Below are 14684 nucleotides of genomic sequence, written 5' to 3'. Positions count from 1 at the left end.
GTGCATTCCGTCATGCCTATGAAGAGCCCACAAGGCTCATGACCTGGACCAGTCATGGGGCAGGATTGCAGGCAGTTCGTGTCAGAGCGTATTCGGAAATGAATGTTCTGACACTTACGAACTTCCCGTTGTCTTGCCCGTGGCCCGTCCGCCAACCGAGGCGATGCCTTCAGGCGCTTTTGCGCGGCATCACCACATGAGGACAAGATATGTTCAATACCCATAAAGTAGAAATCGAATGGGGCGGTCGTCCGCTCACGCTCGAAACCGGCAAGATCGCCCGTCAGGCTGACGGCGCCGTTCTCGCAACCTATGGCGAAACCGTCGTTCTGGCGACTGTCGTTTCTGCCAAGGAGCCGAAGCCCGGGCAGGATTTCTTCCCGCTGACCGTCAACTATCAGGAAAAGACCTATGCCGCCGGCAAGATTCCTGGTGGCTACTTCAAGCGTGAAGGCCGTCCGAGCGAAAACGAAACGCTGGTTTCGCGCCTGATCGACCGTCCGATCCGTCCGCTCTTCGTCGATGGCTACAAGAACGACACGCAGGTTGTCGTCACCGTTGTACAGCACGATCTGGAAAACGATCCGGACGTTCTGTCGATGGTTGCCGCTTCCGCAGCGCTCACCATTTCGGGCGTGCCTTTCATGGGCCCGATTGGCGGCGCACGCGTCGGCTACATCAACGGCGAATATGTCCTGAACCCGAATATCGACGAAATGCCGGAATCGAAGCTCGATCTGGTCGTCGCGGGTACGTCGGAAGCCGTGCTGATGGTCGAATCCGAAGCACAGGAACTCTCCGAAGAAATCATGCTCGGCGCCGTTGTTTTCGGCCAGAAGGGCTTCCAGCCGGTCATCGATGCGATCATCAAGCTCGCTGAAGTTGCCGCCAAGGAACCGCGCGACTTCCAGCCGGAAGACCTGTCGGCTCTCGAAGCCAAGATGCTGGCCGTTGTCGAAAACGATCTGCGCGACGCTTACAAGATCACCGAAAAGCAGGCCCGTTATGCCGCCGTCGATGCCGCCAAGGCAAAGGCGAAGGAACATTTCTTCCCCGAAGGCGTGGAAGAAACCGAAATGTCGCCGGAACAGTTCGCGACCATTTTCAAGCATTTGCAGGCCAAGATCGTTCGCTGGAACATTCTCGACACCGGCAGCCGCATCGATGGCCGCGATCTCAAGACCGTTCGTCCGATTGTATCGGAAGTCGGCCTTCTGCCGCGCACCCACGGTTCGGCCCTGTTTACCCGCGGTGAAACGCAGGCTATCGTTGTTGCCACGCTCGGCACCGGCGAAGACGAACAGATGATCGACGCCCTGACCGGCACCTACAAGCAGCCTTTCATGCTGCACTACAACTTCCCGCCTTACTCGGTTGGTGAAACCGGCCGCATGGGTTCGCCGGGCCGTCGCGAAATCGGCCATGGCAAGCTTGCCTGGCGCGCAATCCATCCGATGCTGCCTTCCGCTGAACAGTTCCCTTACACGATCCGCGCCGTTTCCGAGATCACGGAATCGAACGGCTCGTCCTCGATGGCAACCGTTTGCGGCACGTCGCTGGCTCTCATGGATGCAGGCGTTCCGCTTGCACGTCCGGTTGCCGGTATCGCCATGGGCCTGATCAAGGAAGGCGAACGCTTCGCCGTTCTGTCCGACATTCTGGGTGATGAAGATCACCTCGGCGACATGGACTTCAAGGTTGCCGGTACGGAAAACGGCATCACCTCGCTCCAGATGGACATCAAGATCGACGGTATCACCGAAGAGATCATGAAGGTCGCTCTGGAACAGGCCAAGGGCGGTCGCGTTCACATCCTCGGCGAAATGGCCAAGGCTCTGTCGACCTCGCGTGAAGAACTCGGCGAATTTGCTCCGCGCATCGAAGTGATGAACATCCCGACCGACAAGATCCGCGATGTTATCGGTTCTGGCGGCAAGGTCATCCGCGAAATCGTGGAAAAGACCGGCGCCAAGATCAACATCGAAGACGACGGCACGGTGAAGATCGCTTCGTCGAACGGCAAGGAAATCGAAGCCGCCAAGAAGTGGATTCATTCGATCGTTGCCGAACCGGAAGTCGGCGAAATCTACGAAGGCACGGTCGTCAAGACCGCGGACTTCGGCGCTTTCGTGAACTTCTTCGGCCCGCGCGACGGTCTGGTTCACATTTCGCAGCTGGCTTCCGACCGCGTTGCCAAGACCACCGATGTGGTCAAGGAAGGCCAGAAGGTCTGGGTCAAGCTCATGGGCTTTGACGAGCGCGGCAAGGTTCGCCTGTCGATGAAGGTTGTCGATCAGGAAACCGGCAAGGAAATTGCCCAGGAAAAGAAGAAGGAAGAAGCCGACGCTGAATAAGCGTCGCATCTTTCGCGAAACCGGAAAGCGCGCCGCGAGGCGCGCTTTTTTGTTGCATGGGATTCATTTCAAGACCATGGATGATCCCCATGATTACACCGGCACAACAAACTCTCTTTCTCCCCTTCGATCAGGGCATTCTGGATATCCCTGCGGAAGGCCAGTCCTTTCTTGGCTGCGGTCTTTCCGCGGATCGGCGCCTTGAAGATGAATGGAAACAGGCGCTCACTTTCCTGCAACCCTGGCGCCCCGACTGGCTGGCCTTGGAAAAGGAAGGTTTCAAGGCAGCGCCCAGATTAGGCGCCAGATTGGACGAGGAGCGCCGTTTCGCCGGTGGGCTACTGTTGCTCGGAAAACATCGCGGACGCAACGAGGCGTGGTTTGCGGAGCTTCTGGCGCGTGTTGAGCCGGGCGGATGGATCGCCGTATCGGGCGACAAGAAGCTCGGCATCGACAGTTTTCGCAAATGGGTGGGCAATATTGCCGAAATCAGCGACCGCATGTCGAAGAACCATGCCGTGGTGTTCTGGCTCAGGAGGCCTGCCGACCTTACCGACGATTTCATCGCCGCGCTGAAGCCGCTTGCCGCCAATATCGACGACATGTTCCAGACCGAACCCGGCATGTTCTCGCACGGCGTCATCGACAAGGGCTCGGCCTTGCTCGTGCCGCATATGGAAAAGATCGTTTTCGGCAATGTCGCCGATCTGGGCGCTGGCTGGGGCTATCTGGCTGCGCAATGCCTGAAGTATGCTGATCGCATCAAGGCAATAGACCTTTATGAGGCTGATTTTGAGGCGCTGGAAGCCGCACGCGGCAATCTGGAACGGCTGGGCCCATCGGTGCCGATCAGCTTCAACTGGTTCGATGTGACGAGCGAGAAACTGACGGGCATCTATGACACCGTGGTCATGAACCCGCCTTTCCACGAGGGGCGGGTGACGGATGTGTCGCTTGGACAGGCATTCATTGCCGCGGCAGCTTCACGGTTGAAAACCGGCGGGCGTCTGCTGATGGTCGCAAATCGTCAACTGCCTTATGAGACGACCCTCAAAGGGCTGTTCAAGAATGTGACCCTTCTTGAGGAGGCAAACGGTTTTAAAATCTTCGATGCGAAGAAATAAAACAAAAAACCCGGCATTTCTGCCGGGTTTTTTAATTGAGTGAAACGGGCTTACTCGCCGCGTTCGGCGTCGGAGCTTTTCAGCTCTTCCAGTGTGGGCATGGAAACGATGTTGTAGCCGGAATCCACATAGTGGATTTCGCCGGTAACGCCGCTCGAAAGATCGGACAGCAGATAGACTGCCGATTTGCCAACATCATCGATATCGACGGTGCGGCGCAGCGGAGAGTTACGGCGCTGATAGCTGAAGATCGCGCGTGCATCGCCGATACCGGCACCGGCCAGGGTACGCACCGGGCCAGCCGAAATCGCGTTGACGCGGATGCCCTGCGGGCCGTAATCGGCGGCAAGATAACGAACCATGGCTTCAAGTGCCGCCTTGGCAACGCCCATGACGTTGTAGTTCGGGATGGTGCGGGTCGATCCGCCGTAGGTCAGCGTGAGGATCGAGCCGCCGTCCTTCATGAGCTTTTCGGCGCGTTGTGCCATTTCCGTGAAGGAGTAGGCGGAAATCACCATGGTGCGGCTGAAGTTTTCGCGCGTGGTGACGTCTGCGTAGCGACCCTTCAATTCGTTCTTGTCGGAAAAGCCGATGGCGTGAACGATGAAATCGAGCTTGCCCCACTTCTTTTCGATTTCGGCAAAGACCGCATCGACCGATGCTATATCTTCAACATCGCAAGGCAGCACGAAATCCGAACCGACCTGTTCGGCAAGCGGCTTCACGCGCTTGCCCAGCGCATCGCCCTGATAGGTGAAGGCGAGTTCTGCACCCTGTGCTGCGAGTTGTTTTGAAATTCCCCAGGCGAGTGAGTGATTATTCGCGACCCCCATGATGAGGCCGCGTTTGCCTTTCATCAGACCTTCCATATTTTCCCTCTCCCTCAGCCCTGGTAACGCTGGAAAACCAGCGTTGCATTGGTGCCGCCAAATCCGAAGGAATTGGAGAGCACGGTGTTGAGCTGAGCGTTGTCAATGCGCTTGCGAACGATAGGCATGTCCGCGAAGGCAGGGTCCAGTTCTTCGATATGTGCGCTTTCGCAAATGAAATTGTTCTGCATCATCAGGAGCGAATAGATCGCTTCCTGCACGCCTGTGGCACCCAGCGAGTGGCCGGTCAGCGATTTGGTTGCGGCAATTGGCGGGCATGCATCGCCCGAACCAAAGACCTGGCGGATCGCTTCGATTTCCGGTGCGTCGCCGGCAGGGGTCGAGGTTGCGTGCGGGTTAATATAGTCGATCTTGGTCTTGACGGTCGAAAGCGCCATCTTCATGCAGCGGATCGCGCCTTCACCAGACGGAGCGACCATGTCGTAGCCGTCGGATGTTGCGCCATAACCGACGATTTCGCCATAGATCTTGGCGCCGCGAGCCAGAGCAGTTTCCAGGTCTTCCAGCACCAGAACACCGGCGCCGCCTGCGATCACGAAGCCGTCGCGATTCTTGTCATAGGCGCGCGATGCGGTCGACGGCGTGTCGTTATATTTGGAAGACATGGCGCCCATGGCGTCGAACAGGACGGAAAGCGTCCAGTCGAGGTCTTCGCAGCCGCCCGCGAACATGCGGTCCTGCTTGCCATACTGGATCATCTCGAACGCATTGCCAATGCAATGGTTCGACGTCGCGCAGGCCGAGGAGATCGAGTAGTTGATGCCCTTGATCTTGAAGAAGGTCGCAAGCGTTGCCGAAGCCGTCGAGCTCATGGCTTTCGGCACGGCAAACGGACCGACGCGCTTGGGGCCCTTTTCGCGGGTGATGTCGGCAGAATCGACGATGGTGCGCGTCGAGGGGCCGCCGGAACCCATGATGATGCCGGTGCGGTCGTTGGAAACTTCCTCGTCGGAAAGCCCCGCATCGGCAATCGCCTGATCCATGGCAATGTGGTTCCAGGCCGTGCCGCGGCCATGGAAGCGCATCGCGCGCCGGTCGACGAGCGCTTCGACGTCGATATTCGGGGCACCGTGCACCTGGCAGCGGAAGCCGAGTTCGGCATATTCCTCAGCGCGGGAGATACCGGACTTCGCTTCACGCAGCGAAGCCGTGACTTCTTCGGTGTTGTTACCAATCGAGGATACGATCCCCATACCCGTTACGACCACACGCCGCATCGCGTTCTCCTTTACACCTGATCCGTGAGCGACGTGCCGTCATGCGGACTGCCGCCTGTTCGCGGTTACATAGGTGCGATCTTCGCATGTTTTGAGCGCGGCCGCATGAAAACTGTTCACTTTTTTGCAGTCGCGCTCGTGAATGATGATGATTGGGGCGCCTTACTGGCCCTCGCTGTCCTTCGACAGGCCGACGCGCAGGTCGGTTGCCCGGTAGATGGTTTCGCCATCGGCTTTCAGCCAGCCGTCAGCCGTGCCGAGCACGAGGCGGCCGCGCATGACGCGCTTGAAATCAATGCCATATTCAAGAAGCTTGGTATGCGGGCGCACCATGCCCTTGAACTTCACTTCACCGGTGGAGAGGGCCATGCCGCGGCCCGGCTCGCCCAGCCAGCCGAGGAAGAAGCCGGTCAGCTGCCACATGCCGTCGAGGCCGAGGCAGCCCGGCATGATCGGATTGCCCATGAAATGGCATGGGAAATACCAGTCGTCGGGGCGCACGTCATATTCGGCGCGGATATAGCCCTTGTCGAACTCGCCGCCGGTTTCGGAAATATCTGTGATGCGATGGACCATCAGCATCGGAGGCAGGGGAAGCTGAGCATTGCCGGGGCCGAACATCTCGCCGCGCGCGCAGGCCAGGAGTTCTTCATACCCGTAGCTTGATTTCTGTTCTGCCATTACGCCTCCCTTGAGGTTCATTCTGTATCGACCGGCAATCCGGCCCGATTGTAGGTTTCACCGGAACATCCCTACCACAGACTGTTTCCGGCAGTAAAATCATGCATTGGATTAATCCGGGGTTTATCCGAAAAACCGCGCATTTCCCAAGGCTATTGATAGTTATTTCGCAACGGCATATATCAATGTCAGTATGCAATGGGCAACAGCCCGTTTGACGATTGATGATTTTGCAACAAGCTTGTGACGGTACCAACGGTGAATATGCAGTCTTCACATACCCACTCGACGGTCTCGATCGAAGAGCAGCTCCGCCGCGCGGGCCTGCGTCCGACGCGCCAGCGCGTTGCGCTTGCGAGCCTGATCTTCGCGCAGGGCGATCGCCATCTGTCTGCGGAAGACCTGCACGAAGAGGCCGTCATGGCCGACGTGCCGGTGTCGCTGGCAACGGTTTACAACACGCTGCACCAGTTCACGGAAGCCGGTATGCTGCGCATTATCGCAGTCGAGGGCTCGAAGACCTATTTCGATACGAATATCTCGGATCACCAGCATTTCTTCCTCGAAGGGGAAAATGTCGTGTTCGATATTCCACACGGTGACAAAGGCCAGCCTACGGTTGCCAATATGCCCGACGCACCGGACGGCATGGAAATCGTCAATGTCGACATCATCGTTCGCCTGCGCCGCAAGGGCCAGTAACGGCGTCTTTTTTCGATTGGGAATGAAAGAAAGCGGCCATGGCCGCTTTTTTTGTTGCCTATTGGCGCGCATGGGGCTGAAAAGGGAAGAAATTCTGATGTCCCGATTGAATCGCCTCCCACGTTAAAGTCGGGCCTGTACCAAGGAGATATCATGCGTAAACTACTTGTCGCGGCAACCATTCTTGCCGTGTTCACCGCTGGCAGCGCCTTCGCAAAGACCGTCCAGATCGGGGTCACGCCGGGGCCGCACGCCCAGATCATGGAAAAGGTCAAGGAAGTCGCCGGGAAGAACGGCCTGGAACTCGATATTCAGGAATTCTCTGACTACGTCATTCCGAACATGGCGCTTGCGGATGGCGCGCTGGAAGCCAATTCGTTCCAGCACAAGCCCTATCTCGACAATCAGGTCGCCGATCGCGGCTTCGACATTGTGAGCGTTGCCGAAACCGTCAACTTTCCGATGGGGCTGTATTCGAAGAAACTGAAGAATATTTCGGAGCTGGCCGACGGCGCGACGATTGCGATCCCCAATGATCCGACCAATGGCGGACGCGCTCTGCTCGTGCTTGCCGAAAACGGGATCATCAAGCTCGATGCGTCCAAGGGACTGAAGGTCAGCGCTCTCGATATCGTGGAGAACCCGAAGAACCTCAAATTCGTTGAGCTCGATGCCGCGCAGCTTCCGCGTTCGATGGAAGATGTCGATGCCGCCGTCATCAACACCAACTATGCCATGGAAGCAGGCCTCAATCCGGCAACCGATCCGCTGGTGCGGGAAGGCGAGAAGGCGCCCTACATCAATATCCTTGTCGTTCGTACCGCAGACAAGGATGCCGACTGGGTGAAAACCCTGATTTCCTCCTATCACAGCGAGGAAGTGAAGGAATTCATTGCAACAACGTTCAAGGGGTCGGTGATCCCGGCCTGGTGACATTTGCGTTGTTAAGCGCGGCGATCTTGGCCCCGCCGCGCGAAGTCCAACTCGGTCAGTTCCGCAGGAGAGGGGTCAGTCGAAAACCTCGCCAGGATAAACGCCCCACAGGTCCGATTGCTTTATCCAGCCACGGACCCCGCCCATGTCCAGGCGGCACCATTGACCGGTGCACTCGCGCACGGTCCCGACCACGCCCGGCTCGATCTCGGCGGCAAGCGCCGATGTTTCGCTGGCATCGCGGCGCATATTGATCATCGAACCCTGATTGTTCTTGAGCCACGGAGCGGTGATGGCGGTTCGCTTGCCGGAGAGCAGCGACTGGTAAACCCAGCCTTCCGTGCCGTCCGCATCGCGGATACGGCGCCAGTTATCGTATTCCTGGATGATCTCGACCGGCAATCCAGCCTTCATGAAAAGCCATGAAACCGCATAGTCACGCCCGGGTCCGACGCGCAGATTGACGCGGGCCGGTTTAAGGCTGACGAAACGCGGTACGGGGAGCCCGCTGGCGCCCACGGAGGTGCCGGCGGGCTCCGCAGCCTGTGCGCCATGGTTTTGGGAGGCGCCAAGCGGCGCCAGAAAGAGAAAAAATGCCAGAAAGCCAAGCGTGGCCATCATGAAGCGTTGCGAAAGTACTCTGTACAAACTGCGACCTCTCGCCGTCCTGTCACGACAGAACGGTAGCGGCTTCGGCAGTTTACGGGGGCTGCGAGGCGACGGTGCCGTCCTGTTTTCAGATCGTGCATCCATCTGTGCGTTACAGATCGATATCCGACCAAGTTGTTTGATTTTTAACGCCTGTCTTCGGAAAGCCATTGCAGGTTTTCCAGGAGGCGCCTGAAGTTTCCGGTTTTTCTTTGTCTTTGCCGCTTCGCCTTGATAGAGATGTTCAGCCGAAGCAATATCCCATATTGCACCGCCTTGGTTAAGGAGGTCTCAACATGAAGCTTCGGTTAACGCATTTCCGGAAATGTGGGAGTAGGTTTCCCTTGGAAATGTGCAGGAAATTTCTTGGAGCGCGCCCTGTCGGTTGGTTACAATACAGGCCGTTCCAAGGGCTTTGCTCAACGATGGGGTGGAGATGTCGAACAAGAAGAAGCCGCTGGTCGTTCTTACGCGAAAATTGCCGGACCCAGTGGAAACCCGGATGCGGGAACTGTTTGATGCGCGTCTGAATATAGACGACCACCGCATGAATCAGCCGGAAATCATCGCTGCGATGAAAGAGGCGGACGTTCTGGTGCCCTGCATCACGGATGTCATCGACGCCGCGGCAATCGAACAGGCTGGTCCCAATCTCAAGCTGATCGCGAATTTCGGCAACGGCGTGGACAATATCGACGTCACCGCTGCCGCAAAGCGGGGCATAACCGTCACCAATACGCCGAATGTCCTCACCGAGGACACCGCGGACATGACCCTGGCGCTTCTGCTCTCGGTGCCAAGACGTCTGGTGGAAGGCGCCAATGTGCTCGGTGAGCGCCACGGGCAGTGGCCGGGCTGGTCGCCGACCTGGATGCTGGGACGGCGCATCTGGGGAAAGCGCCTCGGCATTGTCGGCATGGGGCGCATCGGCACGGCCGTCGCCCGCCGCGCCAAGGCGTTCGGGCTTTCCATTCACTATCACAACCGCAAGCGCGTCAATCCGCAGGTGGAGGAGGAACTGGAGGCGACCTATTGGGATAGTCTCGACCAGATGCTGGCCCGGATGGACATCATCTCGGTCAACTGCCCGTCCACGCCTGCCACCTTCCATCTGCTCTCTGCACGTCGCATCGCGCTGATGCAGCCGACCGCCTATATGGTCAACACGGCCCGCGGCCAGATCATCGACGAGAATGCGCTGATCGACCTGATCGAGCAGGGCAAGCTGGCCGGCGCCGGTCTGGATGTGTTCGAGAACGAACCTGCGGTCAATCCGCGTTTGCTGGCCCTTGCGGAAAAAGGCAAGGTCGTCCTGCTGCCGCATATGGGCTCGGCCACCATGGAGGGCCGCATCGACATGGGCGACAAGGTCATCATCAATATCAAGGCTTTTGTCGACGGACATCGCCCGCCCGACCGCGTATTGCCGAACCGGGTTTAGCTTTTCCGGCTCGCGGTCTTCACTTGGTCGGCGTTCTTGCCGTCAATGAAGCGCAGCACCGTATGCGCATAAAGGCGCGGATTTTCGACCGGCACCCCATGTCCGGCATCGGGCAGGATAATCAGTTGCGCGCCCGGTATCTGGCTGGCGATGAATTCCGTATGTTCGCGCGAGATGGCCGTATCATGGTCGCCGATGACAATCGCCGTGCGCACGCGAATGTCCGAGAGCTCCTCGCCGGTATAGTTCGGCTCGTTTGCCCACAGTGCATGGATTTCCCTGTCGATGCTCTCATAGTGGCGCAGTTCCGGTATCGGCTTTCCCTCTGCGCGCGCTTCGGCATAGCCGGTATTGCCATCAGGCGTCACGTTCGCCGCCTGCGCGAACAGGCTTTTCAGCCGTTCAGGATAACGCATGGCGATATCGAGACCGATAATGCCGCCATCGCTCCAGCCGACCAGATCAACCTTGTCGATGCGGAGAAAGTCGAGCAGCGCCACATAATCGTCGGCCATTAACCCGTAGGTGATGGGATCTTTGGTGCGGGTGGAACGCCCCTGTCCGCGACTGTCCGCAACGATCACCATGTGATGGCGCGCGAGAATCGGCAGTTGGGCATCCCACACGTGCTGGTCGGACAGACCGCCGGGAATGAGCAGGATTGGCGATCCCTTGCCGACGATCCGGTAATACATTTCGATGCCGTTGACCTCGGCAAAGGTGGGAGGCGAGGCGGGAATGGCCATGCGCGCAACCTTTTCAGTCGAAACGGGGGAGGGAAAAGACAAGACAAGGCCGATCAGCAAGGCGGCTATCGTCGATGTCGTCTTCCCCTTCATGAATTCCCTGTCTTGCTTTCAGGGTCTGCGGATAAGCGTCGGCAGATCGTAGAGATAGGCGATGCGCTTGATCGCGTCCTGCAGCGGTTCCAGCGTAACCGTCATCGTATGGCCGCTCGCATGGATCAGCATATCGGGCGATGCGCAGATGGCGACATGGCCCTTCCAGAAGACGAGATCGCCGCGCTGCAGATTTGAATAGTTCGCATCGGGCTCGACGATTTCACCGAGCGCATCCTGCTGCATGTCGGAATCGCGCAGAACCTTTCTGCCCGCCACCCACATGCAGAGCTGCACGAGGCCGGAGCAATCGATGCCGAAACCCGACGTACCGCCCCACAGATAGGGCGTATGGAGGAGCGTTTCGGCGACGGTCACATAATCCGCCGCATGTTCGCTCACCGGGGCAAGATGGCTTGCAATCAGTGCCTCGCCGCTTTCCAGCAGCGCATATTTCGTGCCGCGCGTCTCGGCAGCCCCGACGATGCGCAGGCGTGAACCGAGTGACAGCGCCTTGGTGTGCGGGAAACGGAGATCGGAGCCGGGATAAACGAAGGTGCGCGGCACAACTACCATATGCGTGGCCTCGCCTGACGGACGTTCCAGCGCGGCAGAGGAGACGTAACCGGTATAACCGTCGCGTTCGGCCTGCACCCACGACCAGCCGTCCATTTCCTCGAAGACGCGGAGGGAATCGCCAAAGATCATCTGGGTCTGCGGCCCGCTATCCATGCGCGGTTCGCCCCGCAGATCGACAACCGGGGCGGAAACCTGCATCGGCGTTCCGGCGGCAAAACGCGCAGCTTCCACCTGACCGGTCAGCCTTTCATCGGCGAGGTCGGGACGGTAGGCGTTGAGACGGCGGTCGAGCATGGTCAAAGTGGTAACTCCCTGGCTTTGGCGATCACCAGATCGCCCAGTTTTTCAACATAAAGTGCACCGGCGACCGTCCTCTTTACTAGCACATTTCGCCGGTCTTTTTCATCACGATGCCGGGAGACGAACTCAAGCGCGCCCATCGTGTCGAGCGCGCGGGTGATAACCGGCTTGGTGACGTTCAGTTTCGCTGCAAGTCCCCGCACTGTATGCGGCGGGGGCTCCAGATAGATGGTCAGGAGAATGGCTGTCTGCCGCGTGGTGAGATCGGGCATCTCATCACGCACCTGTTCCAGCGACAGGGTTCTCAGCAATGTCAGCGCCTGCAACGGCTTCAGCTCAATTGGCATCCGGTCCCACCCAAACGGGGATTGTTTCGGAACCGTTTTATTCAATCTGCTTTCGGCGTTTCAGGCAAGCGGATTCAGCGCGCCGGATAGCGTTCCTTCAAAAGCTGGTAAAGAGCGCGAATGGCCTGCGCTTCGCCGCCGACCGGAGAAGCGGGCTTTTCAACCGGCACCCAGCCGAAAATGTCGAAATGGGCCCAGCTTCGAGCCTTTTCGACAAATTTGCTGAGGAAAAGCGCTGCCGTCACCGATCCGGCGAACCCGTCGGTAGTGACATTGTTGATGTCGGCGATCCGCGAGGAAAGTTTTTGCGCATAGGGCTTCCAGAGCGGCATCCGCCATAGCGGGTCCGCTGTCGCTTCCGCGCATTGGGCGATGGAAGCGGCAAGCCGGTCATCATGCGTATAGAATGGCGGCAGGTCGGGGCCAAGCGCGACACGCGCAGCCCCCGTCAGCGTCGCCATGTCGATCACGAGTTCAGGCTCTTCCTCGTCGGCCAGCGTCAGCGCGTCGGCAAGGACCAGCCGGCCTTCCGCATCGGTATTACCGATTTCGACGGTCAGTCCTTTTCGGCTTTGCAGAACGTCGCCCGGCCGGAAGGCATTGCCGGCGATCGAGTTCTCCACGGCTGGGATGAGCACCCGCAGCCGCACCGGCAATTGCGCATCCGTGACCATGGAGGCGAGACCCAGCACATTGGCGGCTCCGCCCATGTCCTTCTTCATCAGGAGCATGCCGCTTGCCGGTTTGATGTCGAGACCGCCGGTATCGAAGCAGACGCCCTTGCCGACCAGCGTGATTTTCGGGTCGCCCGCCTTGCCCCAGCCAAGATCGATCAGGCGCGGCGCAATGGCGCCAGCGCGACCGACCGCGTGGATCATCGGAAAATTCTTTTCCAGAAGTGCATCGCCTTCGGTGACGGCAATGTCGGCCTTGTATTTTTTCGCCAGTTCACGGGCGGCGTTTTCGAGGGCATCCGGCCCCATGTCGTTGGTCGGCGTGTTGATGAGGTCGCGCACCAGCGTCACCGCGCCGGCGATGCGGCGGAGTTCGGCTTCGTCCAGGCCGTCCGGCAAGGCCAGTCGGACCGCCTTGCCATTGGCCTTGCGATAACGCGTGAAATCATAGCCGCCCATCAGGAAGCCCAGAACTGCAAGCGCTGCATCATCGACCGTGCCGTCGATATGCCAGTCGCCCTCCGGGAGGCTGCGCGCGAGCTTTCCGGCCAGAAGCTGCGACTGGCCGGTCTTTTCATCGCCGGTCCCAAACAGTGCACCCGATACCGATCCGTCCGCGCCGGGGAGGGCGAGCACACGTCCGGCTTCGCCATCAAAGCCATTGGCCTTGGCCCATGCAACTGCTGCGGCGGGAAGGCCGGAAGTTTCCAGACCGCCCTTCGGCGTAAACCAGATAGGGCGGCTTTGTTCGGATTTTCGGGAAAGAAGTTCGACAGACATGATGCTCTTTCTGGCCAGTAAGCGATGTCCGGCAAAAGCGCTGGGATTTTGTCGGAAGTTCATAAAAACAAGCAGATGGCGCACGCCGAAAAGTGTGAAGCGGTTTCCGGACAAGATGCGCGCCAAAACAAACAGATAGCGCGATTATTGCCGCGCGGAAACCAAAACCGCAATCGCTTTGTTAACCAATCATTAGGGTTAACGGATTATTGATTTATCAGGAATTGGGCTTGAGGGGGCATGGGCGCATCGTCCGGCCTTGATCATGTCTCCGAATCCCGAACCGGTTTCGGGATGAGACATGCATGAAACGAGAGACTGAAGCATGTCGGGTCACGACGCGCTTCGGCAGGAGAGGCGGGATGCTGAACATCGCTCGAAAAGACGCTATCGCAACACGTCTCGGTTTCGCCTGCATTCTTTCAGCATTGGTTCTTTCCGGCTGCACATCGGTTGACCGGACGACGACAGGCTCGGTGCGCCGCGCGGCAACGGTTGCGACTTTCGATCACATGAACGACGCGCAGCTTGCTGCAATGGCCGGGCGGCTTGGCGCACAATATGAACGCAATCCGAAGGATCGCCAGACCGCGCTCAACTATGCCAATGTGCTGGGCCGCCTTGGCCGCAACGATCAGGCGTTGGCGGTCATGCGGGCGCTCGCCATCGTCTACCCGAAGGATCAGGCTGTTCTTGCAGCCTATGGCAAGGCGCTTGCGGGAGCGGGCCAGTTTGACGGCGCGCTCGACGCCATTCGCCGCGCTCAGAACCCGGCCTATCCCGACTGGAAGCTGGTTTCCGCGGAGGGTGCCATCCTCGACCAGATGGGCAGGAAGGAAGAAGCCCGCGCGACTTATCAGAAGGCGCTGCAGCTTCAGCCGAATGAACCGTCGATCATCTCCAATATGGGAATGTCCTATCTTCTGGCCGGTGATGCCCGAACGGCAGAAACCTATTTCAAACAGGCCGCAGCCGCGCCCGGTGCCGATAGCCGCGTGCGCCAGAACCTCGCCCTGTCGGTCGGTCTGCAAGGCCGCTTTCAGGAAGCCGAGGCGATTGCCGCGCAAGAGATTTCTCCGCAACAGGCAAAGGCCAATACGGATTATCTCCGATCAATGCTCGCGCAGCAGAACTCCTGGAACATGCTCAAGGACAAGCCGAAAGGCTGACCCCCC

Annotated in this window: 15 protein-coding genes; 7 read left to right on the top strand and 8 right to left on the bottom strand. The window is 58.8% G+C overall.

Annotated elements, in window-relative coordinates; translation table 11 throughout:
- Window positions 1-209 precede the first annotated feature (209 nt).
- Window positions 210-2354 carry a polyribonucleotide nucleotidyltransferase gene (pnp, locus tag ACS5UA_RS20705; protein WP_021587631.1) on the top strand — a complete coding sequence of 715 codons (2145 nt, stop codon included), beginning with the start codon at window positions 210-212 and terminating at the stop codon, window positions 2352-2354.
- Between the two features lie 89 nt (window positions 2355-2443).
- Window positions 2444-3478 (top strand): class I SAM-dependent methyltransferase, encoded by a 1035-nt coding sequence (locus ACS5UA_RS20700; protein WP_112672422.1) that lies wholly within the window; start codon window positions 2444-2446, stop codon window positions 3476-3478.
- A gap of 50 nt (window positions 3479-3528) precedes the next feature.
- Here ACS5UA_RS20700 and fabI read toward each other — a convergent pair whose 3' ends face one another.
- From fabI to fabA, 3 genes are all read right to left on the bottom strand, one after another.
- Window positions 3529-4347, bottom strand: a complete 819-nt coding sequence (gene fabI, locus ACS5UA_RS20695) for an enoyl-ACP reductase FabI (RefSeq protein ID WP_006468162.1) — start codon at window positions 4345-4347, stop codon at window positions 3529-3531.
- 14 nt (window positions 4348-4361) lie between these two features.
- The gene (gene fabB / locus ACS5UA_RS20690; protein ID WP_021587634.1) at window positions 4362-5585 is read right to left on the bottom strand and encodes a beta-ketoacyl-ACP synthase I; all 1224 of its coding nucleotides are present in this window, start codon (window positions 5583-5585) and stop codon (window positions 4362-4364) included.
- Window positions 5586-5747: 162 nt separating this feature from the next.
- On the bottom strand, window positions 5748-6266 hold the full coding sequence (fabA, locus tag ACS5UA_RS20685; protein ID WP_006473091.1) for a 3-hydroxyacyl-[acyl-carrier-protein] dehydratase FabA: 519 nt from the start codon (window positions 6264-6266) through the stop codon (window positions 5748-5750).
- A 264-nt stretch (window positions 6267-6530) separates the two neighbouring features.
- Here fabA and irrA point away from each other — a divergent pair, with 264 nt between their 5' ends.
- Together irrA and ACS5UA_RS20675 are read left to right on the top strand one after the other, a co-directional pair.
- The gene (gene irrA, locus ACS5UA_RS20680; protein ID WP_112672424.1) at window positions 6531-6968 is read left to right on the top strand and encodes an iron response transcriptional regulator IrrA; all 438 of its coding nucleotides are present in this window, start codon (window positions 6531-6533) and stop codon (window positions 6966-6968) included.
- A gap of 153 nt (window positions 6969-7121) precedes the next feature.
- On the top strand, window positions 7122-7901 hold the full coding sequence (locus ACS5UA_RS20675; RefSeq protein ID WP_112672426.1) for a MetQ/NlpA family ABC transporter substrate-binding protein: 780 nt from the start codon (window positions 7122-7124) through the stop codon (window positions 7899-7901).
- Window positions 7902-7976: 75 nt separating this feature from the next.
- Here ACS5UA_RS20675 and ACS5UA_RS20670 read toward each other — a convergent pair whose 3' ends face one another.
- On the bottom strand, window positions 7977-8522 hold the full coding sequence (locus ACS5UA_RS20670; RefSeq protein ID WP_112672428.1) for an SH3 domain-containing protein: 546 nt from the start codon (window positions 8520-8522) through the stop codon (window positions 7977-7979).
- Between the two features lie 463 nt (window positions 8523-8985).
- Between ACS5UA_RS20670 and ACS5UA_RS20665 the strand changes: the two genes are divergently transcribed.
- Window positions 8986-9990, top strand: coding sequence for a 2-hydroxyacid dehydrogenase (locus tag ACS5UA_RS20665; RefSeq protein WP_006473087.1), 1005 nt, complete (start codon window positions 8986-8988; stop codon window positions 9988-9990).
- On the opposite strand, the gene ACS5UA_RS20660 is transcribed toward ACS5UA_RS20665, so the two are convergent.
- The 4 genes from ACS5UA_RS20660 to ACS5UA_RS20645 all read right to left on the bottom strand — a co-directional run bounded on the left by ACS5UA_RS20660 (window position 9987) and on the right by ACS5UA_RS20645 (window position 13509).
- Window positions 9987-10829: an alpha/beta fold hydrolase gene (locus tag ACS5UA_RS20660; RefSeq protein WP_006468169.1), complete on the bottom strand. Its 843-nt coding sequence runs from the start codon at window positions 10827-10829 to the stop codon at window positions 9987-9989. The genes ACS5UA_RS20665 and ACS5UA_RS20660 overlap by 4 nt on opposite strands.
- Before the next feature lie 18 nt (window positions 10830-10847).
- On the bottom strand, window positions 10848-11702 hold the full coding sequence (locus ACS5UA_RS20655) for a C40 family peptidase (protein WP_443101738.1): 855 nt from the start codon (window positions 11700-11702) through the stop codon (window positions 10848-10850).
- 2 nt (window positions 11703-11704) lie between these two features.
- The gene (locus ACS5UA_RS20650; protein ID WP_006473086.1) at window positions 11705-12055 is read right to left on the bottom strand and encodes a MarR family transcriptional regulator; all 351 of its coding nucleotides are present in this window, start codon (window positions 12053-12055) and stop codon (window positions 11705-11707) included.
- A 74-nt stretch (window positions 12056-12129) separates the two neighbouring features.
- Complete coding sequence (locus tag ACS5UA_RS20645; RefSeq protein WP_112672536.1) at window positions 12130-13509, bottom strand: leucyl aminopeptidase family protein; 1380 nt, start codon at window positions 13507-13509, stop codon at window positions 12130-12132.
- A gap of 24 nt (window positions 13510-13533) precedes the next feature.
- Between ACS5UA_RS20645 and ACS5UA_RS20640 the strand changes: the two genes are divergently transcribed.
- Together ACS5UA_RS20640 and ACS5UA_RS20635 are read left to right on the top strand one after the other, a co-directional pair.
- Window positions 13534-13722, top strand: a complete 189-nt coding sequence (locus tag ACS5UA_RS20640; protein WP_162713534.1) for a hypothetical protein — start codon at window positions 13534-13536, stop codon at window positions 13720-13722.
- Window positions 13723-13871: 149 nt separating this feature from the next.
- Window positions 13872-14678, top strand: a complete 807-nt coding sequence (locus tag ACS5UA_RS20635) for a tetratricopeptide repeat protein (protein WP_021587642.1) — start codon at window positions 13872-13874, stop codon at window positions 14676-14678.
- The last annotated feature ends 6 nt before the right edge of the window (window positions 14679-14684 follow it).

This window comes from Brucella sp. RRSP16 (assembly GCF_052246815.1).
GTDB lineage: Bacteria > Pseudomonadota > Alphaproteobacteria > Rhizobiales > Rhizobiaceae > Brucella > Brucella intermedia.
Note: the sequence above shows the minus strand (reverse complement) of the source record. Positions and strands in the feature narration are given on the sequence as shown.

What these genes read in the sequence shown, in the direction of transcription:
- ACS5UA_RS20665 (WP_006473087.1), top strand. Translation starts at nt 8,986, where the DNA reads ATGTCGAACAAGAAGAAGCCGCTGGTCGTTCTTACGCGAAAATTGCCG.
- ACS5UA_RS20645 (WP_112672536.1), bottom strand. Translation starts at nt 13,509, where the DNA reads ATGTCTGTCGAACTTCTTTCCCGAAAATCCGAACAAAGCCGCCCTATC.
- ACS5UA_RS20640 (WP_162713534.1), top strand. Translation starts at nt 13,534, where the DNA reads ATGTCCGGCAAAAGCGCTGGGATTTTGTCGGAAGTTCATAAAAACAAG.
- pnp (WP_021587631.1), top strand. Translation starts at nt 210, where the DNA reads ATGTTCAATACCCATAAAGTAGAAATCGAATGGGGCGGTCGTCCGCTC.
- irrA (WP_112672424.1), top strand. Translation starts at nt 6,531, where the DNA reads ATGCAGTCTTCACATACCCACTCGACGGTCTCGATCGAAGAGCAGCTC.
- ACS5UA_RS20650 (WP_006473086.1), bottom strand. Translation starts at nt 12,055, where the DNA reads ATGCCAATTGAGCTGAAGCCGTTGCAGGCGCTGACATTGCTGAGAACC.
- fabI (WP_006468162.1), bottom strand. Translation starts at nt 4,347, where the DNA reads ATGGAAGGTCTGATGAAAGGCAAACGCGGCCTCATCATGGGGGTCGCG.
- ACS5UA_RS20670 (WP_112672428.1), bottom strand. Translation starts at nt 8,522, where the DNA reads ATGATGGCCACGCTTGGCTTTCTGGCATTTTTTCTCTTTCTGGCGCCG.
- fabB (WP_021587634.1), bottom strand. Translation starts at nt 5,585, where the DNA reads ATGCGGCGTGTGGTCGTAACGGGTATGGGGATCGTATCCTCGATTGGT.
- ACS5UA_RS20660 (WP_006468169.1), bottom strand. Translation starts at nt 10,829, where the DNA reads ATGAAGGGGAAGACGACATCGACGATAGCCGCCTTGCTGATCGGCCTT.
- ACS5UA_RS20655 (WP_443101738.1), bottom strand. Translation starts at nt 11,702, where the DNA reads ATGCTCGACCGCCGTCTCAACGCCTACCGTCCCGACCTCGCCGATGAA.
- ACS5UA_RS20675 (WP_112672426.1), top strand. Translation starts at nt 7,122, where the DNA reads ATGCGTAAACTACTTGTCGCGGCAACCATTCTTGCCGTGTTCACCGCT.
- ACS5UA_RS20635 (WP_021587642.1), top strand. Translation starts at nt 13,872, where the DNA reads ATGCTGAACATCGCTCGAAAAGACGCTATCGCAACACGTCTCGGTTTC.
- fabA (WP_006473091.1), bottom strand. Translation starts at nt 6,266, where the DNA reads ATGGCAGAACAGAAATCAAGCTACGGGTATGAAGAACTCCTGGCCTGC.
- ACS5UA_RS20700 (WP_112672422.1), top strand. Translation starts at nt 2,444, where the DNA reads ATGATTACACCGGCACAACAAACTCTCTTTCTCCCCTTCGATCAGGGC.